This window comes from Paraburkholderia sp. BL27I4N3 (assembly GCF_003386115.1).
In the GTDB taxonomy this organism is placed as follows: domain Bacteria; phylum Pseudomonadota; class Gammaproteobacteria; order Burkholderiales; family Burkholderiaceae; genus Paraburkholderia.
On record NZ_QREJ01000003.1, the window covers coordinates 83840 to 103663 of the forward strand.

The window sequence follows — 19824 nt, forward strand, 5'->3', positions numbered from 1 at the left end:
CTTTACGTTTCATAGTTTTCCTGTTACGCGATCTACGTATCGGTTAAACGCTGCGTCATCATCTCCAAAGGACTGCACGGCGCTGTGATCGGCCCACCAGAGCAGCCGCTCAACCACCGCGCGTTTCGGGAGGCCGTAATGTACCGCCAGCCGCCCAAGTGAAAAGTACTCGCGCACGCCCAGCGTCACCACCAGCCGCTTCCCGTCCGGTTCCGTTGGGTCCGGCACCGGCTGGCCCAGCACCACTGACGCGACGTGCATTGCGCCCTCACCCGCCTCGCGGCGGCGGTGCCGGGCGACCGCGCGACGGGCCTGCGCCAGTTCCTCGCGCAGTCGCTCGCATTCGAGCGCCAGCTCATCGCGCTTATTTTTTGTTACAGTAACGGATTTTCCTGCCGCCTGGTGCCGTACCCGGAACGCCGCCTGGCGCTGCGCGTTCGTCATGGCGTCGGGCTTGGGTGGCCGGCCCCGGCCACGTTTTTCCGGGACGGGACCGTCCGGTAACGAAATAGCTTTGCCCCTCACCATGCCCGCCTCCGCCTGTGTGGAAAGACTATTTTGCGTTACCCATAACGATAAATTAACATCGGCCCCCAGCGCTGCGCAATAGCAGGTGGCGCCGCCCGTGCCTTACTCTTGATAAAATATGTTATCAATAATAACCTTGCCGTCTGGAAGGTGAGCTTTTACGGGGATGAAATGCGGCAACTGGCAGTCAGGGGCGCGAACGGCACAATGGGCCTGCTCACGCAACATGAAACGGACACGGGCCGGTTGTGCCGGTCGCTGCGCCTGGAGGCGAGCGACGATGGTAAAAGCGTGGTCCTCGTTGAGGTCGATGAACGCAAGGCCGGCATCCAGCGCGAGTACCGCTTTGAAATCACCACCGGCGAACTGGTCGCGCTGATTCGCGCCGAGGGTATCGAACTGCGCGCTGAACTGCCTGGAGAAAACCATGTCCGTACTGCCAACGCTTCCTGATCGCGGCCAGCGGCTCACGGCTGCGCAGTTTCACCAGCTTGCCGACGTGCCCCCCGAAGCCGAATGGTTTGCGAATCTGGACAATCCGCGCACGCGACGCGCCTATCAGGTCGATCTGCGCGACTTCATGAATTTCACCGCCATCACGCGGCCCGAAGACTTTCGCATCGTCACGCGCGCGCATGTGCTGGCCTGGCGCACCGTGCTTGAAGTCCGGGCACTCTCGGGTGCCACCATCCGCCGCAAGCTGGCAGCACTGTCGTCGCTGTTCGAATACCTGTGCGAAAAGAATGCGGTCGACTTCAACCCCGTCAAGGGAGCAAAGCGGCCGAAGGTGGACAGCAACGACGGCAAAACGCCCGCGCTCGGCGACCATCAGGCACGCGCGCTGCTCGATGCGCCCGACCCGGCCACGCTTAAAGGGAAGCGCGACCGCGCGCTGCTGTCGGTGCTGCTGTATCACGGCCTGCGCCGCGAAGAGCTCTGCCAGCTCAAGGTCCGCGACATTCACCCCCGGCGCGGCGTGCCGCACTTGCGGATCCACGGCAAGGGCAACAAGCTGCGCTATCTGCCGCTGCATCCGGGCAGCGCAGAACGTATCCACGCCTACCTCGAAGTGGCAGGACACGGCGAAACACCCCTTGCCCCCCTCTTCCAGCCGGCACGCAGAAAGACCCATGCGGCATTGACGGCCGATGGCGTCTACAAGATCGTGCTCGCGTATGCAGCCGCCGCGAAAATCAAGGTGCAGGGCTTCGGTGTGCACAGCCTCCGGGCGACGGCGGCGACCAATGCGCTGGAACATGAAGCCGATATCGCCAGGGTTCAGGAATGGCTCGGTCACGCCAACATCGCCACGACCCGCATTTACGACCGTCGCAAAAGTCGCCCGGAAGACTCTCCGACATTCAGGGTTGCATATTAAGGAAAGACTGTCATCGGCCACCGAGACACTCGCGGCGATTCCGCGAATGACTGGTTCGAGTCCACTTTGCGCCCTTCTGGCCGCTTACCCGAAATATGCGACCGGTATCTGCCCCGGGGCAACAAAGCAGTTCACGGTAAAATGCCGAGGCTGGAACTAGCGGGGTCGACCGACGTCAATCGGCTCACCATCCGTATCCCATCCTGAAGAGCAAGGCGTTGTTACCCTCTTTGCCGAGCGCGAACTCCATATTGGCGACAATGCCCTGAGCAGGCTTGAGGATGTACTGGACACCAGCGCCCACGCTCGGAAAGCGGTTGGCCGAATCTGTGCAGCCGTTACGGCACGCGCCATACAGGCACGCCACGCCGGCAAAGAGCGTGGCCGTCCAGCGCGCTGCCAGGCGATGGCGTTCCTCGACTTCGAGAGAGGACATGTACTTGCCAAGGTACTCGCCTGTCGTGTATCCGCGCAGTAGCACGGGCGCGTAGGCGCCCGGGGGTGCGTCCGCCGTCCACTGGTTGGCTATGTCTTCAAATGATCCGCAAATATGCGACCTGCAATCGCCTGAGAAACTTGCTTTGTTTATCTTATCTTCGAACCCGGTAAGCGGAATAGCGATACGACAACGGTTAGGCCATTCGCATTTTCGTTTACTCCCGTGCAGCAGATCGCTCAATAATGTCGATGTCTGTGTACCAAGCGATTCCCCGCCGCCCGTTTCGGTACAGTTGTATAATTGCGGACATCACCCTTTCCCGCCCTTGATTCGTGTCAAACCCGCCTTGTGCCTTCTCCGCCCAAGGAGTGGTCCAAAACTTAGGATCCATGTACTTAATAATTTTATCAGTCTGGGACTCTATTTCTTCTAGATCTGTAACCTCAATATTGAGGTCGTCGTTGTCCGCCCAATTCGTAATTCTGTCAGCAATGAATCTTGATAAGCAAATGATGCCAATCTTTGACAGCAATCTCGAATCCTTTACCCATAGGCTGGGCCACTGCGTCTTGACGGCTTTCCATATCACAAGAAAGACGCTCCGGCAGATGTCGCGATCAGAATACTCGGGAACGCCCAGCCCGGCGATGTAATCGAGCGAAATCTCAATCGAGGTGGCTTGAACTATCCGATTTTTCTGCGGCGTCGTAGACCAATCGATAGTCTTAAAGAACGGACTTTCGATGTCTGAATTTATCAGGTCGACGTCCTTTATTCCTTCGACGTCGAAAGCGAGGCGCGCACCTTTTAGTCGAAGCGCAAGCGACGTATTTTTCATCGTTGCCAAAAGTGCTTTAGTATGCGTTGCTGGCACTCTACTAGATTTGTTATTTATTACCAAGAACTGGAATGCGCGCTCCACCCTGTCCGTCTCAAGCAAGGCCACCACAGCAACCTCCATATCCGGATCAAAACTATCGATACCGAACAGACGATGCTGACCATCAACGATGGTGGCTGCGGGAGTAGATCCAAGTTCAATGGAGAGTAAACCATTACTTTTCCCCGCGGCCGACGAATTCGGTTTCGTAAATGTAGCCCTCCTTTCAACGAAGGCCAGTATTAACGCCGTAGGAATCGTATTCTGGTCATCCGCCTTGAGGAATTTCGCAATAGCTTGAACTCGCGCCTCTTTCTGCTCACGCTGCGGACCCCTTGTCGTTGGGCTAAGCTCCGCTACTGCAGCCCACTCCTGGATTTCTTTGACGGGCGCATGAAACATGACGAGAGACGGCCCGCTCTCGCTCCGTTGCTGGAAAGAGAAAGCCTGATACGACTTGAGTTTCTTGATTTTTGATACTTTCTTCGTGGTTATCACTGCTCACTCCGGCGTAGTCGTTAAGTCAAAAAACGTAACGGGAAGGCCCGTTTTAAGGTTGCCCAACTTCTTGCTCATCGGTCCCACTCGCAAGAATGCTTCCTTGAGCGACATTTCGCTGCGGTTTGCCTGATCAGCAACGTACAGATAGTGCCTCGCAAATCGAACAGAATGAGGTACCGCTTTAAGCGCCTCAATCGACGGCTCCTTTGGTAAAACGAAGTTTTGCAAGTTGATCCATTCCCAAGACGCTGTATCCTTGGTTACTAATTGACATCGGGTACAGGCCGGCAGAAGATTCTCTTCAACGCTGTCTCCGCCGATCGAGGTTGGCCATAGATGCTCGAACGTCAAATGAGCTGCATTGTCTTTAGCAGCGCTGGGGTCTAGTTCCCGAGCACAGAGATAGCAAGAAATTTGGCCCCGCTCACCTAACACTCGCGTCTTTACTTTTGGCTTGATCGGTTTAAAGGATGCCGCTTCGGCACGAATGACGGCACGCGCTAGACGTCCCACTAGACTCGAATCGAGCCCTGGGAAGACTTCCAGCTTTATGAAGCCCGTCACCTTCGCGACATAAAGAGCCTCACTACCCGTCAGCGGCTTCTCTTCTTCCCAGAATCGTAGCAAACGTCGCACGGAATGAATGGCAACAGCGCCTTTAACATAGTGGGCGTATTTCACGTCGCCCCCGACGTGCTCAAAAAACTTCGTCAAATTGATCCATTTGGCGTGAGCTGTTCCGGTTACATCGAGAATTTCGTCTCGAATTAAATAAAAAAGGGCTTCGCCCGCCGTCGTTATTTTCATGTAATTTTTTAGGCCTATGTTGTCATAGCGCTAGTTCGAAACGGAGTTGTTGCATAAATCAGTCTGTCGAGGGAACTGACGTATACGCGCAACAGCGCTTGCGGTGGGTCTGTTAACTTCGGGTGGAACTGCGTAGATTCTCGACCTTTGGGCGGGAAGATGCGCAAGGACGAACGCAAGCCAAGCGAGCCCAAGGGCGTCTACCGCGTCAGGAACTGGTCGGAATACAACGCGGGGCTGATTGCCAGAGGCAACGTAACGATGTGGATCGACGAAAGCGTCCTGACTAACGCGGTTGAATCCGGCGCGCGCAAGCGTGGCCGGCCGTGCATCTACGCAGATGCAGTGATCCAGATGCTGCTCGGACTCAAGCAGGTCTTCCATCTGCCGTTGCGGGCGCTTCAGGGCTTCGTGCACAGCCTGCGCGAACTCGCATCCGCTGATTTGCCGGTGCCCAACTATTCCACGCTGAGCCGCCGTGCACAAACACTGACGGTACTCCTGCCCACCTTCCGCAGTGGCGAGCCATTGCATCTGGTCGTCGACAGCACCGGCCTCAAGCTGTACGGCGAAGGCGAATGGAAAGTGCGCAAACACGGCTATTCGAAGCGCCGCACCTAGCGCAAGGTGCACCTGGCAATGGACGCGAAGACCGGTCAGGTATGCGCTGCGCTGATGATGCATCAGGATGTCGACGATGCCAGCGCGTTGCCCGATTTGCTGGACCAGATACCCTCCGACATGCCGATTCAAATCATCGGTGGCGACGGCGCGTTCGACACGAAACGCTGCCATGCGACGATCGCCGCGCGCGGGGCTTTGCCGTCGATTCCGCCGCGCGAAGGCGCGATGCCATGGCCAGAAAGCACGTCCGGTGCTGGCTGGCGCAACGAGGCCATCGACGCCATTGCGCAAAGCGGCCGACCGGAATGGAAGAAGGGCAGCGGCTATCATCGGCGCTCGCTTGTCGAGAACCTGATATACCGGCTCAAGACGCTCACGGGCAATCGCTTGTGGGCGCGCCGCATCGGTTCGCAGGCGACCGAAGTTGCGATCCGCGTGGGCGTGCTCAACCGCATGACGGCCCTCGCTCGCCCGCAGTCCGTTCGGATCGCCTGAATTCGTCATCACTGCAGCCCCTTTGCCCTCAAATTCGATTTATGCAACAACGCCGTTCGAAACCGTCACACCCGTCGTAAAACGAATCAAAGAGCCCGCTTACCGAAATCGTGTAGCAATCTCGGCGTAGTTGCACGTCGTAAGCACGGAGCGCCAGCGAACCTTGCCCTTGCCAGTGCCACCTTCGCCTTGAACGCCGCTGAGTGCGTGCGCCGGGTTCTCTTCGTCATCGTCTGGTTCCCTTTGTAGGCATTATGCCAATCCCAGAACCCAGCGATTCCACCTAACCGACTGTTCAGATTCGCGGAGCCACCTCTTTGCTCGCGACTGATCTGAGAAGGTCGGGACATCACGTCGGAAGCTCCGACCCAACTTGATCGCAGACACCCTTGATCAGGCTTGGTGTGGGAGCCTGTGCGGCCAAGGAAATGACTAGACTCGCCCAAAATCCCCGGCAGCGCAGTGCTGCACCGCACTACACTTATTGTCGAGACGAATTCGAGAGTTCACAAATAACTACAGCACCTAAAATCCCAGACCATGTAGTTTCCATCCAATATTTTTATCTATACAATGTAGTTATGAGCAGAGAATTTCTTGTCCTGACGAATTGTACCGGTAGAAAACGCTCTGCCGACCAAGCTATTGCACTCGACGCAGAGCACTTGGCAGGCACGTTGCAGTTCGCTGCCAAACATTGGATGCGTAAGGTAAATGCTGCCCCACGCACTCACCTCGCGGTTGAGACGTACGGCGGCAGATCGTTCGCGGAAGCTCGGCGGGTGGCAAGCCATTTGGACGCACGTTTGCACATTGTGTCGGCTGGTCTAACTGTTGTGGATTCGACAGAGGCGGTGCCGCAGTACGGACTGACAGTCGTCGACGGCGCTAACTCCATTCGTCCCCTTCTAGCGAGACTTGGAAAGAAGTCGCACGACTGGTGGGACGCAATGCTCTTGGAGTTTGGACAAGAACGATCCGTCCACGCGCTCATCGAACGCAACCCTGATGCAACGGTACTGATCGCATTACCGTCTAGTTATCTATCAATGATCGCGGACGATTTGTCCTGCCTATCGACTGATGATATTGACCGCGTTAGGGTATTTTCGTCCGCCAGAGGCAGGCTTAACGTCTGCGAACAAATTCAACGGATTACGTTGCCCTACGATGATCGCCTCGAGGGGTCGGATCTACCTGGCACACGCAACGATTTTGCACAGCGCGCGCTCAGACATTTCATCGAGAACCTGCAAGGGCAGAACCTGACGCTGCTCGATGCCCACGCCGCTGTTGCCAGTGCCATGAGCAAACTGCAATTGCGAAAAAAAGTCATTCGTGAACGAAAAACTGATCTGGAGATTTCAATCCTGCTAAGAGATAACTGGGTGCGGTTCGAGGGTTCGTCAACACGTCTTTTGCGCTTCCTCCGTGACGATTCCTTCGTGGCATGCGAACAGAAGCGATTTCGTAACCTGTGGCTAAGCGTCCGGAACAATCTAATCAGGGGAGCCCACATTTGACCGCCCCAAAGAAAGAGATAGTCGTTAGAGCACTACGCACCACGCAGGGCGACGGGCTAGATGTTTTCGCGTTCTTCATCAAGGGCGCCGACATAGTTAAGATCGCTGATATCTCAAGGATCGAGAGGGACGATTCGGACGCGCTAAAGGGATTTCAACGCCCTGAAATACGCTCGCACGTGAAAGGAATCGCCGAATATCTTAATCAGGGTAACGTGCTATTTCCCAATGCGATCATCCTTGCAATGTCGCCTGACATTCATTTTTCAGCGTCCCGTGGGACCAAGCCTACAGGAGATGACGGGATGGCTTTAGCCGGGACGCTGACCATTCCTATCTACGAAGAAGGGCAGCGCGTCGCATGGATTGTTGACGGTCAGCAGCGCTCGCTAGCGCTCGCCCAAGTATCGAACAAGGCGCTCTCCGTGCCAGTTGTCGGATTTGTCTCTGACAGCCTTGAAGTCCAGCGCGAGCAGTTTATCTTGGTGAACAAGGCGAAACCTTTACCCACCCGACTTATAAACGAACTGCTGCCAGAAACTCGCGGCATATCACTGCCGCGCGAATTAAGCGCCAAAAAAGTTCCGTCCGAGATCTGCGGCTTGTTGAACCGAGATGCCGACTCACCTTTCTATAAGCTTATAAAACGCATTTCAGAGAAAGCGAACACCGTAGCTGTGATAACTGATACCGCAGTGATCACAATGATTCGTAACAGCATGAACAATCCGTTAGGCGCCCTGTCTCCATATAAATCGACCGGTCGAGAAGGCGCCGATGTCGAAAGTATGTATCGCATTTTGACAACGTTTTGGACCGCTGTAAAAGACGTGTTTCCCACGGCTTGGGGGGTCGACAGTCGCAACAGTCGCTTAATGCATTCAGCCGGGATTGAAGCGATGGGAGTGCTGATGGATCGAATCTATGCTCGACTGTCAGGACACGGTGAAGACTACAAGACAGTTCGCAAGGAACTCGAGAAGGTAGCACCCGCATGTCGATGGACTGAGGGTACCTGGGACACTCTTGGAGTTGCTTGGAATGAAATTCAAAGTACACCACGCGACATTAAGAGACTACAAGACGCGCTAGTGCGCGCTTATACAAGCAGCGTACGACCATGAAATTTCTATATTCCGACACACAAGACTATGTAGACCCGCTCTACGACTTTATGGCCGACCGCAATGCTCCGGGACGTCGTCGTTACTGGGACGACACCTATGCGCACGAGATGATGAAGCCTGCGCCGTATGACGGACTGCTGGTCTCAATGAGCGCGGTGCGCCAAGCCGCCGGCGTCGCGAAATCCAAAGTCCGCTATTCGACCGCTGAAGAGCATCGCATGCTTCGTGACGGCGTTCGTAAATTCTTACGCTATACGGGTCCGAAACATAAGAATGCCATGCTACTGGGCGACTGCGGAGCGTTTGCCTACGTAGAGCATGAGAAGCCCGCTTATGCTCCACAAGAGGTGGTCGAATTTTATTCGGATGCAGGCTTTACGCATGGCATTTCTCCCGATCACATTATCTTTGATTGCGACATTACCAACCCGCCTGCAAGCAGGATGCCTGAGACCGTCACAGCACGTTTCGAGATCACACAAGCCAACGCCGAGGAGTTTTTAAAGCTAACGCGCGAAGAAGGCGAACCGTTCGAACCAGTGGGCGCAGTGCAAGGATGGTCGCCTCAAAGTATCGCCCAGGCTGCCGTGCAGCTTGAAGCTATGGGTTATCGATATCTCGCGATTGGTGGACTTGTTCCATTGAAGGTCGAGATTATCCATCTCGTCCTTCGCGTGCTTCGTGCGGCAATTAAGCCGGAAACGAAGATCCATCTTTTGGGCTTCGCAAAGGCAGACGATATTCACGAGTTCACCGGTTACGGCATCACGAGTTTTGACTCTACCTCGCCTTTAATCCGCGCGTTCAAGGACGCCAAATCGAATTACTACATGCCGTCGTCGAAGGGCGGTCTCGATTATTACGCGGCCGTCCGGATCCCTCAAGCGATCGAGAACCCCCGATTGATGCAGGGAATCAAGCGCGGGATATTCAGTTCTGAAGATCTGCAAAGAAGAGAAACTAAGGCGCTGGCAGCTCTTCGCGCGCTCGACACAAACGGCGGAAAGGTTAAGGCCGCACTTGATGCCGTGATGGATTATCAACGGTTCCTGACGCTCGGTGACGGTAGCCCTATCGAGAAGCACGAGAAAGACCTGTTGAAAATGCGCGGACTCGTGGAGCGGACACTCGAAGACGCTCCGTGGAAGCGTTGCCAATGTGAGATATGCAAATCCGTCGGCGTCGAAGTCATCATTTTCCGATCGAGTAATCGCAACAAGCGGCGCGGCTTTCACAATCTCGGTGTCTATCACCAACACTTACAAAGAACCCTGGAGAAACAGCGGTGAGCAACTACCGATTTAAAGCTATTCGCGCCTCTCAGGCCGCTGAACACGACGTATTTTCCTTTGCGGCCACACCGGAGCAAATCTTAGGTTTCGCTGAAATTGAGCGTGTTGGCCGCGAAGAAGATGGTCAATTAAGAGGGTTCCAGCGACACCAGATCGCGTCGCATATCAAAGAAATCCGTGACTACATGAGTCGTGACGACGCGCTGCTTCCGAATGCGGTCATCGTGGCGTTCATCGGCAGCGTAAAGCTCAAAGAATTGGGTGATGGCATTGTCGAGGTAAGCATCTCGACGACCAAGGGCAAGCCTGGGTTCGTTGTAGATGGGCAGCAACGACTTTCAGCCCTCTCCGGAATCAGGAAACCAGGCTTCCAAGTCTTCGTCTCAGCGTTGATCTGCAAGAATTACAACGAATTGAGGCAGCAATTCGTTTTGATCAACAACACTCGGCCGCTGCCGAAGACGCTGATCTACGAGTTGCTGCCTAACGTTGAGGGTCTGCCCGCGCGGTTCACCGCTCGAAAATTTTCGGCACGCATCGTCGATCGCCTCAACTTCACGCGCAAATCATCGCTACGCGGCGAGATCCGGCAACATACCAATCCGCAAGGCGTGATCAGCGACACCGCCATGCAAAAGCTGATTATGAATTCGGCGTCGGACGGTGCCATCCGAGAATTCATCAAAGAAGAAAACTTTGAGGATCTCGCATATGAATTCGTCAATGAATTCTTTCAGGCCGTAACCAGCGTATTCGGAAGCGAATGGGTCGGAATGAACCCCAAAACGTCACGACTCAGACACGGCGCAGGATTGGTAGCAATGGGGTTCGTAATGGAATTGCTGTACTCGAGCGAAGGGGCAACGACTCGCGCCGAATTTGAGCCGGGCCTGGAGTTACTCAAGCCCTATACGGCGTGGACAAGCGGTCAATGGCGTTTTTCAGAACAGGACGAACGCCCATGGAACGGCATTCAGAACACGCCCAGTGACATCGATCTGCTCGCCAACTATCTTGTGCGGTCGTTAAAAAAGGCCCTTCGTCGGCCGCGAAAAGTAGCTAACGCCTAACTGCGGAGATCGTCGCTATGAAAACACGCGCGCTAGTCTTATTTTCTGGTGGCCAGGACTCCGCTACCTGCTTGGCATGGGCGCTGAGTCGCTATGAGTACGTCGAAACAATTGGCTTCGATTACGGTCAGCGCCATGCTGTTGAGTTGAAATGTCGTGTCTCCGTGTTAGCACGACTGAGGGAGCAGTTTCCAACGTGGGCAGCGAAACTGGGCGACGACCACATGCTAGACCTTTCAGTACTTGGAAAGATCAGCGACACCGCGCTCACGCAGGACAAGGCGGTCGAGATGGAGTCGAATGGCCTTCCAAACACCTTTGTCCCGGGCCGCAATTTGCTCTTCTTTACGCTAGCTGCTGCAGTAGCTTACCGCAGAGGGTTGCACGCGCTCGTTGGCGGAATGTGTGAAACAGATTTCTCCGGCTATCCTGACTGCCGGGACAACACGCTTAAGGCACTCCAAGTCGCGATCAGCCTTGGGATGGACACACCCCTGATCATCGAAACGCCGTTGATGTGGATCAACAAACACCAAACCTGGCAGTTGGCGCATGAGTTTGGAGGAGAGGAGTTAGTCGACCTCATCCGCAGTGAGACTCATACCTGTTATCTAGGCGACCGATCCGCCTTGCATGATTGGGGATATGGATGCGGCAAATGCCCCGCTTGCGAACTTCGGGCGAACGGACACGCATCTTATGTTGGTACGGCACGATCATGACATATAGCGTCAAAGAGATTTTCTATACGCTTCAAGGTGAAGGCGCCAATGCTGGACGACCGGCGGTCTTCTGTCGGTTCTCCGGATGCAACTTGTGGACCGGACGTGAACAGGATCGTTCAACGGCACAATGTTCATTTTGCGACACCGATTTTGTCGGAACGGACGGCACGGGCGGCGGAAAATTTAAAGACGCCCGAGATCTGGCAAATGCGATCGCGAGCCAATGGCCGACAACAGACCGTGCTCACCGTTTCGTTGTGTTGACCGGTGGCGAACCATTGCTGCAAGTCGACAGCGCGTTAACTACCGCGCTTGCCGAGGAAGGGTTTTTCATCGCGGTCGAAACCAACGGAACGGTATCCGCGCCTGCTGGTCTCGACTGGATTTGTGTCAGCCCTAAAGCGGGGACACATATTCGAATTAAGGCCGGCAACGAACTGAAGTTAGTGTTCCCGCAAATCGCGTTCGACCCGAAGGGTTTTGAGCATCTTGCGTTCGAGCGATTCTATTTGCAGCCAATGGATGGGCCGGATCAAGCGCAGAACATCGCGAAAGCGATCGACTTTTGCAAGGCACACCCTCGGTGGTCACTAAGTTTTCAAACCCACAAAGCCTTGGGTATCCGATGAAATTCGAACTGAGCCAACGCTTTTATTTCGAAGCAGCACATACTCTTCGCCGGGAAATTGGCCAAGAAGGTAGTCGACGAATTCATGGACACACTTATCATGCGCAGATTTTTCTTCGTGGCAAGCCCGATGCGACAACAGGAATGATCGTTGATCTAGGATTTTTTAACCAAGAAATTCAGCGGATTAAAGATCAGTTAGACCACCGGTTCCTCGATGAAGTACCTGGTCTGGGTGCCGCCACCCTCGAAGGGCTATGCGCTTACATTTATCGAGCGGTTTTTCAAGTCTTTCCCAATGTTTCGCGGGTTCGCGTGGAACGTCAAGCAAGTGGTGACCGGTGTGAAGTGACTGCCGATTGAAACCTCGACAATATATCTCTGCAACCTATCGTGGCTATTGGCGCCACACCCGGAACGCCACGTCAGTCAACGTTGTACTCCGGGTGAACCGAGTTTTTCACCGATGCGCTAATTCTTTAAAAACGCTGTCTAAAATGCTTGCGCAACCCTTGCCGGGTGGCAATTGCATATCGCGTTGCCCTCTCGCTTCCTTGGCGCAATAATAGGCCTGATGCTTACTGCTACGCCAAGTAAACACGAATATGTCCGAATTCGCTGCAAGATGGCGCAATCGTTCCGTCGCGGCATGGTCAGCATTTAATTCAATCCGAGCCAGAGGCAACACCTTCTCGAGCACCTGCTTGGCGCGTTGCCCAGCAGACTCAGTCAGGGTATATATCCCAACCAGACCGGCGAACACGCTGAAGTCGTTTTTGCTGTCAACGTCTTCTTCCGGTTCCGGAAGGGTGTCTAAAACCGCCAGGCAGGCGTAATCCTGCGCCAACATGCGAAGGACTAGCCGCTGCGCTTCCGTGACCCGGTGAACATTAGCCCGAACGAGGTCGATAACATTCATAAAAAACCGCAATCGCACCTCTTCTTCAGGTGACGACTGCAGCGCAAGAATTTCGGCAGAATTCAAAGCCCAGTCAATATGAATTGCAGCCCGATTCGCCTGTAATATTTCTCCTAGATCGGAGACCGTTTCGACATAATCTTCACGAGCGGGGCCAAGGGATACAAACGCTTCGAGCAAGTCCGCAGTCAGTGCAAGTTCATCCGCAGAAGCTGCACCATTCCAGGCGATCATCTTAATCAAAATACTATAGAGCGGAACAAGTCCTCGCGCTGGGCGCTCAACCCGAGAGACAAAAAATTCCACGAGGTAAGGGTATGCATCTCGAAAAATGTGTTCGGCCGCAACCGGCGCATTGCTAATGACTTCAGCGAGCCCCTTACACGTCGCAACGTCGGACAAGTAGTCTTCGACGTTCCACTTAACAACACAGTCTTTTAAAAGTGCTATCGGGGATGATTCATATTCTCCCGAAGAGACGCTTTTCGCCCAGACAAGCCAAGATTGACCTGCAGATGCTGCTTCCGATGGGCTTATATTTTTGAGCCTTTCAATCCGTGACCGATCTCGGTCGGTGAACAACGAACGAACCTGCTCACCCGCATCATCGATCAGTGTCAATATCTCGGAACCAACTGTGGAATCACCCAACTCAACCGCACAACGCAGCAGCGCGCTATACGCCCACGAATTTGGAAGCGCGTGCATGCACAGTTTGATTCCTGCCTCGTAATCTTCATCTAACATAGCCTGTCTGGCAGCTTCCAACGTATCGCCAGACGATGTTGGGGGCGTCGAAAGCGTAGCGAAATGCTGCCACCAGCGCTGCAACAGTTGCCCCCCCAGTGCTGCGGCGGGATACGCCGCCAAAATGCCTTCACATCGTGCGGTGTTAGGCTTTGTCGAACACAACTCAAAAAGCAAAAATGCCTTAAGAACGTCGGGATGCCTTATCCCCTTCCTCTCCCTGAAAAGCGCCCCAAACGCATCAGCGATGCTCTTTTTGAACGCGGAAACCACCAAAGTGGGCTCGTCGTCTTCAATGTCGGTAATGTGAGTTCGGTAAAGAGCGTCTACGATATCGACTATCGTCTGCGGCGGAAGCGCCAACTCCGCGATAGCTCGCAGCAGCGCATAATTGCGTGCAATTTCTTCGTGTCGCCCTAGACCTGAGAGCAGGCGTATCTCCAAGAACTGGCGTTGCTCGGCATTCACGCGGCCCGTCGCACACATCGCCTCCAACAAGACCGTCGCCGTTGCCTCGTTACCGGCAAGTAATGCGCGGTCAAAGTCCCCGCGTAATTGGCCAAACGGTTGACGATTCCGATCTGGAATAGGCGGACGACGGCGCAGCACGCTCAAATATTGAGACAGTACGATCAATATCTGAGGCTGACGGTCTGGCGAGGTTGCTGCAAATCGAAAGATGCGTCGTCCGAAGCGGTCGTACAGAGCGGACTCAATTGGGTCTGCACGATCAACCTCAAACGGTTGCGCGACGAAATTGCTGTAACTGGCGCCGACAGCCGCCTGGAGTTCGGCAGAAAGCGCCACCGCGTCGCTATCGCCCATAGCTGCCGCATACCAGAATGTTTCACCATCACTGCGGAGAACTGGAAGAACGATCGGCGCGTCCCCGCCCTTTTCTACAAAATTGCCTATCCACGGCTGAATTTGCTCGAGCCAGGGCGAAGCGAGTTCGTCACGGCTGACGTCATTCCAAGCTATGGTGTTCGGCGCCGAAAAGAACGCTTCGAGCCAAGCATGCTCAACTGGAGGAATGGCCTGCATCAGTGAGTCTCCATGTATTGCATGAATTCGAGCTTTGTTCTTGCGAGGTCTTGGCTGTCTAGGGAGAACTCTACCCATTCATCGTTGATTACCATGCCGTTATATGTGAGATTCATCGATCCCATTAACAAACTGCTCGTCAACAATATTCCCTTCGTATGCAGTTGCTTACGCACATGCAATTCAACACAATCCTCCAGCGCTTGCTGTTCAACCAACTCATTCAATTTCGCCAGAAAGTTGCGATTAATCTCGTCGCTTCGGGTGACGATCGTGACTGACGTCCCGCGCGCCATCAGAGCAATTAGCACGTCCGCGAGGCGCACTTCGCGTCGTCCCCATTCCGGGTTTACCGAATCAAAATTTCCCGATCTATTGTCGATCAAGACAACGTTACTGATCCACGGAGACACGATCCATATGTCACCGTCTCCCCGCAACATTTCACCCACAAACATTGTTTGCAGCAACTCTTGAATAGTGATTGCGCCCGTCGTCTGCGATTTGAAGATTCGTCGGTGAAGATAGGTCATTGCAGGGCCTCAATGAGTTCCACATCCACCTCTAGCCTGCCGGCAGACTGCCTTATGCCCTGCAAGCGTGCGTAGGCACGTAAGTATCCAGAGTCGATGGGGTTGGTCACCAAGGTATTAAGCGCATCTCCCAACAATGACTTTTGCGATTCCTCGCACGTCAACGTCACAAGTCGACCGGCGGACAGGTGTTCTGCGGCGTTAGTAAGCCAGTCCTCCGCCCCGACAGATACGTGGATGCGATCGTCCGCGATAGTTTCAACTACAAGGAGTCGCTCAATCGGCGGTAATTCAGCAAACGGGTTGCGCAATTCGAGCGCCGTCTGCCGCACGGCTTTGCCCCTCGCCCAAAGAAGCCCGTAGATAGCACTCGTACGCCACGCCCCACGGTCAGTGCCTATAATCCCACCAACCTCCGGCACGATCTGGTCGATTTCGTCGGATTGGCTCAGGAAGTGGCTGATAACACGCAGGTCTATCTCGATGCCGAGACGTCCCTCCTCATCTCTCCAACGGGCAAGTACACCAGCGAGATACCGGTCAGTCGCGGGCCCCGCACCCTGTCGCAAGATTCGATTGCCCATCGACACCATAAATCCGTGGAAAGGAGAGAACCCTTCGCTTACCAGCGCATGGCGGAGTTTTCCGGCGATCCGGGTCATTTCGCGATGACTCGTCGTCGACCTAAATTCTCGGATCAATTCGACTACCGGTGAATCATTACCTTGGGTAAGCAAGGTTAACAAATTCACCATTTGGTAATCGATAGTCTCAAATTCGCTCATCTGCAGGTTGGCGCGAACCACCGAGAAAAACCGACGAGGGTCTTCAGAATATTGCCGCATTATCTGCTCGACGAGCCCACTTCCACCTGGCGTCTTTTCCGTCAACCAAATTTCGCTTGATTCATTGTCTGGAGCGTAGTCACTCGCACCATCTACGGGACCTCGACTCAGATCGATATTCATGTCGTTCGGGTCAATAGTCGGACACAAATCGGTGACGCTGCGCAAAATGGCCGCCGCGACGGTGCTTTGATAGACGCCTCGCAGCCACGACTCCCAACCTTCATCGATAGGCTCCCACAGAACACGAGCACCATCGTGCAATTCCTTGAGGATTGCTGCTTGATGGAGATATGCATCGAGTTCCTGGCGTAGCTTGTCCTGCGGAGCTTGCCCGTGCGAATCGTCTTGGACCTCAACAACCTGTGACTGAAAGAGCATGTCTAGTACCTGTGCAAGCGTGATAGACGATGCGCCGAGCGACAGGGCACGGTCAGCCTCCTCAAGGCTTTTGCCTTCATTGATGGCTACATACGTGACAGCGGACAGGTAGATCTGAACGAGCCACTCTCTCGCAAATGGATTGTCGACCATTCGCAACGTATGTCCGCGCCACGCGTTATCCGCAAGACGTGCTGACCGTAGCGCTCTCCATTTCACGTCGCTCGGGTTATCATTTCGACCGGCCAAGTTTTCTGGAATCCGAAGTTGAAAAACTATTCCGTCTGCGCCATAGCTTGCACCAACTCCCACCGCGTCATCGTCTAACGTGAACCTTGCGTCAGCGCGAACCTTGTCCTTATCGACTCCGATCTCTGCGGAGACACCGGTTGCGAATCGTCTGACTTCCACGGGCGCATGCTGTGAGTGCGTAAAAAAACCCACCTTTCCAATCAAGTCGCGCCATACGCCGCCAGTCGGAGGACTTATCCACACGGGATTTGCATTTGGCACAAGTTGCGTATGCCAATGCATAGACGCGTTGGATGAATCCTTTACATTTTTAGGAGGTACTTTGGGTTGGAGCGACGTTGGGCGATACACAGCAATGGTGTCATCTTTGTCGTCCCTCCGGACCTGATATCGCCCTAGAAGGACATGTGTCCCAAACGTCGTTATGTCTAAGTCTGAGCCGATTGCACCCCCCATATGGGCGTCCCCTTCGAAATCCAAGGAAGGCGCGATCCAATGCCTTTCGGATTTATGTCGGATGCCGTAACGACGGGTAACACGGCCTGGCGCAAATTCCCTAAGCGCTGCGAAGATCGACATCGTTGGCCGATCAAAAGTGTTCTTTAGATTCGCATCTGGGAGATCAATAACAACTTCGGCAAGGTTGAGATCCGCGAAAAGCGACGCAGGAATAAAGTCAGGAAGTGGGTTGTTGGAAACGACGTAGTCTGCCCCTATCTTGCCGTTCGCTGTCCATTGGGTGTTCAGCCTCCGCAACGCAGTAGGCAATACAGTTGTCATGAGAGGGCGAGGGAACTCCCACAACAATGCCGACACATCGTCGCGCGATACTTTGAGCGCCTGCTCCAAATACGTAGCAAGTCGTCTAGTCCCTGAATCCGATTCCAGAATACTCTGGATCTCCCGCTGCAAGCGCTTACGCCGACTCGGATTGCCAGCCTTCCCGCTCAACTCTAGCCAAACACTACCGGATGGTGCGTCTTGCAACCGAGTTCCCAAGTAGTCGATTGTTGCAAAAACAGCTTGCATACGCATCAGATATCTATTGGCGACAGGGAGGGTACGCACGGGAAGTTCGGGGTCAAAGAGCAAATCGTACGATTGATATGCCGAGCGGTCGCGCCCATAGTCCGATAGAACAATTGCGGTCCACGGCCGCATACCGCGACTTCTTCCGGCTCGCCCTTTTCTCTGCAAAAAACTGGCAATGCTGCGTGGCGCTTTGTGCTGCACCATCGCCCCCACGCTTGGGTCATCGAATCCAACTTCTAAGACAGCCGTCGCCACAATGACGTCCGCGCTGGAACTGACGCCACGATCCTGCGAACTTACCCTTTTCACATCTAATCTGCGTTTCAAATCTCCATGGAGCGATTCGCATACCCGCCAATCTTGCCCGTTCACAAAGCGATAGTTCGACGTCCCTCGCTTTCGCAAGTGAGCCAGCCCCCCGTTTGGTGAGCGACTCATATCAGGATTTCCTGCGCTATTGCGCCCTTCCGCGCTTAGCAAATCGAAGTACAACCGATTGATCACATCCAAATTGTCCGTGAACACGAACGTCTTCTGTCCAAATACCCCTGCGCTGGTAGATAACGCAGCGCTCGCAGCCTTCGGATCCAGACATCGTTGCAATAGCATTGTCGTCTGGATTGTCGTCGACAGAAGTGCCGCCCGGGAGACGGGATCGCCACGAAGCGCAATGAGATACTCGGCGCCCTCGAATTCAATTTCTTTCAGCAGAGGCGAGACCTCTTCGATCAAATTCGGTTGACATCCGGTCAAAGAGACGAAAAAGGATGACGCTTCACGCAGCGTTGCCGACAAACCGACAAATCGCAAGCGTTGATCCAGAAGGCGCTGCCACCTACGCATCAGATATGAAACTTGTGCGCCGTGCCGACCTTCATAGGTATGGACTTCGTCAACAAGCACTAACTCGGGCGGACGGATGGCGTTAGGGCCTACCCCAAACAGATGACATGCTGCGTTATCGGAAAGCCGCTGGTTCAACATCTCCGTTGTCGTAAACAGGACATCTGGTGGCCGCTTCTCAATCGCGTCACGAGTTAGCGGGAATGTGTCGCCATCAATTTCGAAATCACAGGTCGAGCAGCTTAAGTGTTCGCGCCCAACCTTGCGATCTTGCTCCTTCCAACGGAGACTACTGCCGCAACTCAAGCAGCTAAGCGAAGTACAGATGTAATCGTCGCCTACTTTTGGCCAATAACATTCGCGCGCAGAATTCGGGGTATCTCCGAAATAGGCGCCAACACGGATAGACACACCCTTTCCGAAGGCCAACTCCTGACAGAGCGTCAGCGATCGCTTTAGAACTTCGCGTAGTTGGTCCTTGAGCAACTCGACTCTCGGATAAAGAGCTATTGTCTTAACCCACGGCTTCGGAACTTGTTCAGCTATCAAGTGCCGGGCAATCGAAGCGAGTGCAGGAAGATAAAACGCAAGTGTCTTACCGCTCCCGGTACCCGCACAAACGATTGTCGCGAGTGGCTTTCCGGTCTCAATTCCTCGAATAACTCGCTCGGCTGCACGCACCTGAAAACCAGACAGCAGGAAATTAGAATGATCCGGGGCTATGAGCGCTCTCGCCGCCTTCAACAGAGTGGCGCTTGCAGTGCTTGACCGCAGTACGTTAAGCGCTTCGTCAACGGAAATATTCCGACGAGGATACTGCCTCTGACGACGCAGAAAGCGGAAGTCTGCGACCAATGTAGATGCTTGCTGCCAGCCAAAATCACCGGCATGCTTGGGAAATAGCTGCCGGAGCCTCGATAGCAATCGTACTGTTTCGGCCATGCGAGAACGATAGTTAACAGTGCCGTCGTCACGTTCAACCGCGATTATCCACTGAAGATGCAGCATGGCCTCGATGACATCGTCAGCGCTCAAAAACTCATCAAAGCCAGCCTTCAAAGACTCTTCGATATGCCTATCGATCAGGTCGACGAATTCGTCTTGACGGAAATGTCCATCAACGATCCCCCAACCTAGAAGCTTCGCTTCCCTTGCTTCGACAGCATCAAGGACGCCCTGCAGAAAGGTGTTTCGAGCATTTTCCATAAACT

At 54.3% G+C, this 19824-nt stretch carries 16 protein-coding genes and 1 pseudogene; 10 read left to right on the forward strand and 7 right to left on the reverse strand.

The features are described from left to right. Positions 1 to 9: 9 nt before the first annotated feature. Entirely contained in the window at positions 10 to 444 is a 435-nt protein-coding gene (locus B0G71_RS40490) for a hypothetical protein (protein WP_116150132.1), read from the reverse strand. Positions 445 to 735: 291 nt separating this feature from the next. Here B0G71_RS40490 and B0G71_RS40495 point away from each other — a divergent pair, with 291 nt between their 5' ends. Both B0G71_RS40495 and B0G71_RS40500 read left to right on the forward strand, forming a co-directional pair. Further along, positions 736 to 981 carry a hypothetical protein gene (locus B0G71_RS40495; protein WP_404935508.1) on the forward strand — a complete coding sequence of 82 codons (246 nt, stop codon included), beginning with the start codon at positions 736 to 738 and terminating at the stop codon, positions 979 to 981. Continuing rightward, positions 956 to 1906: a tyrosine-type recombinase/integrase gene (locus tag B0G71_RS40500; protein WP_116150134.1), complete on the forward strand. Its 951-nt coding sequence runs from the start codon at positions 956 to 958 to the stop codon at positions 1904 to 1906. The genes B0G71_RS40495 and B0G71_RS40500 overlap by 26 nt, the downstream gene beginning before the upstream one ends. 184 nt (positions 1907 to 2090) lie before the next feature. On the opposite strand, the gene B0G71_RS40505 is transcribed toward B0G71_RS40500, so the two are convergent. The 3 genes from B0G71_RS40505 to B0G71_RS40515 form a co-directional block, all read right to left on the reverse strand. Next, the gene (locus B0G71_RS40505) at positions 2091 to 2342 is read right to left on the reverse strand and encodes a hypothetical protein (protein WP_147308767.1); all 252 of its coding nucleotides are present in this window, start codon (positions 2340 to 2342) and stop codon (positions 2091 to 2093) included. A gap of 217 nt (positions 2343 to 2559) precedes the next feature. Then, positions 2560 to 3723 carry a DGQHR domain-containing protein gene (locus tag B0G71_RS40510; RefSeq protein ID WP_116150137.1) on the reverse strand — a complete coding sequence of 388 codons (1164 nt, stop codon included), beginning with the start codon at positions 3721 to 3723 and terminating at the stop codon, positions 2560 to 2562. Positions 3724 to 3726: 3 nt separating this feature from the next. After that, on the reverse strand, positions 3727 to 4533 hold the full coding sequence (locus B0G71_RS40515) for an HNH endonuclease (protein ID WP_116150138.1): 807 nt from the start codon (positions 4531 to 4533) through the stop codon (positions 3727 to 3729). Between the two features lie 159 nt (positions 4534 to 4692). Here B0G71_RS40515 and B0G71_RS40520 point away from each other — a divergent pair. The 8 genes and pseudogenes from B0G71_RS40520 (at position 4693) to B0G71_RS40555 (ending at position 12380) form a co-directional block, all read left to right on the forward strand. Beyond that, positions 4693 to 5652: pseudogene (locus tag B0G71_RS40520) on the forward strand (IS5 family transposase). A gap of 665 nt (positions 5653 to 6317) precedes the next feature. Next, a complete protein-coding gene (locus B0G71_RS40525; protein ID WP_181917003.1) occupies positions 6318 to 7175 on the forward strand; it encodes a hypothetical protein in 858 nt (285 codons plus the stop codon). Next, on the forward strand, positions 7172 to 8299 hold the full coding sequence (dbpB, locus tag B0G71_RS40530; RefSeq protein WP_116150142.1) for a DGQHR domain-containing protein DpdB: 1128 nt from the start codon (positions 7172 to 7174) through the stop codon (positions 8297 to 8299). Before B0G71_RS40525 ends, dbpB (B0G71_RS40530) begins: the two co-directional genes overlap by 4 nt. Continuing rightward, positions 8296 to 9591, forward strand: coding sequence for a tRNA-guanine transglycosylase DpdA (gene dpdA, locus B0G71_RS40535; protein WP_116150143.1), 1296 nt, complete (start codon positions 8296 to 8298; stop codon positions 9589 to 9591). The genes dbpB (B0G71_RS40530) and dpdA overlap by 4 nt, the downstream gene beginning before the upstream one ends. After that, entirely contained in the window at positions 9588 to 10664 is a 1077-nt protein-coding gene (gene dbpB / locus B0G71_RS40540) for a DGQHR domain-containing protein DpdB (RefSeq protein WP_116150145.1), read from the forward strand. Before dpdA ends, dbpB (B0G71_RS40540) begins: the two co-directional genes overlap by 4 nt. Positions 10665 to 10681: 17 nt before the next feature. Next, positions 10682 to 11386, forward strand: a complete 705-nt coding sequence (gene queC / locus B0G71_RS40545; RefSeq protein WP_116150147.1) for a 7-cyano-7-deazaguanine synthase QueC — start codon at positions 10682 to 10684, stop codon at positions 11384 to 11386. Next, on the forward strand, positions 11383 to 12018 hold the full coding sequence (queE, locus tag B0G71_RS40550) for a 7-carboxy-7-deazaguanine synthase (RefSeq protein ID WP_116150148.1): 636 nt from the start codon (positions 11383 to 11385) through the stop codon (positions 12016 to 12018). Before queC ends, queE begins: the two co-directional genes overlap by 4 nt. Beyond that, on the forward strand, positions 12015 to 12380 hold the full coding sequence (locus tag B0G71_RS40555; RefSeq protein WP_116150150.1) for a 6-carboxytetrahydropterin synthase: 366 nt from the start codon (positions 12015 to 12017) through the stop codon (positions 12378 to 12380). Before queE ends, B0G71_RS40555 begins: the two co-directional genes overlap by 4 nt. 97 nt (positions 12381 to 12477) lie before the next feature. On the opposite strand, the gene dpdD is transcribed toward B0G71_RS40555, so the two are convergent. Genes dpdD through dpdJ form a run of 3 tightly spaced genes read right to left on the reverse strand, consistent with a single transcriptional unit; the run spans position 12478 to position 19819 of the window. Continuing rightward, positions 12478 to 14727 (reverse strand): protein DpdD, encoded by a 2250-nt coding sequence (gene dpdD / locus B0G71_RS40560; protein WP_116150151.1) that lies wholly within the window; start codon positions 14725 to 14727, stop codon positions 12478 to 12480. Further along, complete coding sequence (dpdK, locus tag B0G71_RS40565; protein WP_116150153.1) at positions 14727 to 15260, reverse strand: phospholipase D-like domain-containing protein DpdK; 534 nt, start codon at positions 15258 to 15260, stop codon at positions 14727 to 14729. Before dpdK ends, dpdD begins: the two co-directional genes overlap by 1 nt. Next, a complete protein-coding gene (gene dpdJ, locus B0G71_RS40570) occupies positions 15257 to 19819 on the reverse strand; it encodes a protein DpdJ (RefSeq protein WP_116150154.1) in 4563 nt (1520 codons plus the stop codon). Before dpdJ ends, dpdK begins: the two co-directional genes overlap by 4 nt. Positions 19820 to 19824: the final 5 nt, after the last annotated feature.

Coding starts and splice junctions, on each gene's coding strand:
- B0G71_RS40490 (WP_116150132.1), bottom strand. CDS start 444: ATGACGAACGCGCAGCGCCAGGCGGCGTTCCGGGTACGGCACCAGGCG.
- dpdA (WP_116150143.1), top strand. CDS start 8,296: ATGAAATTTCTATATTCCGACACACAAGACTATGTAGACCCGCTCTAC.
- dpdK (WP_116150153.1), bottom strand. CDS start 15,260: ATGACCTATCTTCACCGACGAATCTTCAAATCGCAGACGACGGGCGCA.
- dpdJ (WP_116150154.1), bottom strand. CDS start 19,819: ATGGAAAATGCTCGAAACACCTTTCTGCAGGGCGTCCTTGATGCTGTC.
- B0G71_RS40505 (WP_147308767.1), bottom strand. CDS start 2,342: ATGTCCTCTCTCGAAGTCGAGGAACGCCATCGCCTGGCAGCGCGCTGG.
- B0G71_RS40495 (WP_404935508.1), top strand. CDS start 736: ATGGGCCTGCTCACGCAACATGAAACGGACACGGGCCGGTTGTGCCGG.
- queC (WP_116150147.1), top strand. CDS start 10,682: ATGAAAACACGCGCGCTAGTCTTATTTTCTGGTGGCCAGGACTCCGCT.
- B0G71_RS40515 (WP_116150138.1), bottom strand. CDS start 4,533: ATGAAAATAACGACGGCGGGCGAAGCCCTTTTTTATTTAATTCGAGAC.
- B0G71_RS40500 (WP_116150134.1), top strand. CDS start 956: ATGTCCGTACTGCCAACGCTTCCTGATCGCGGCCAGCGGCTCACGGCT.
- dpdD (WP_116150151.1), bottom strand. CDS start 14,727: ATGCAGGCCATTCCTCCAGTTGAGCATGCTTGGCTCGAAGCGTTCTTT.
- queE (WP_116150148.1), top strand. CDS start 11,383: ATGACATATAGCGTCAAAGAGATTTTCTATACGCTTCAAGGTGAAGGC.
- B0G71_RS40555 (WP_116150150.1), top strand. CDS start 12,015: ATGAAATTCGAACTGAGCCAACGCTTTTATTTCGAAGCAGCACATACT.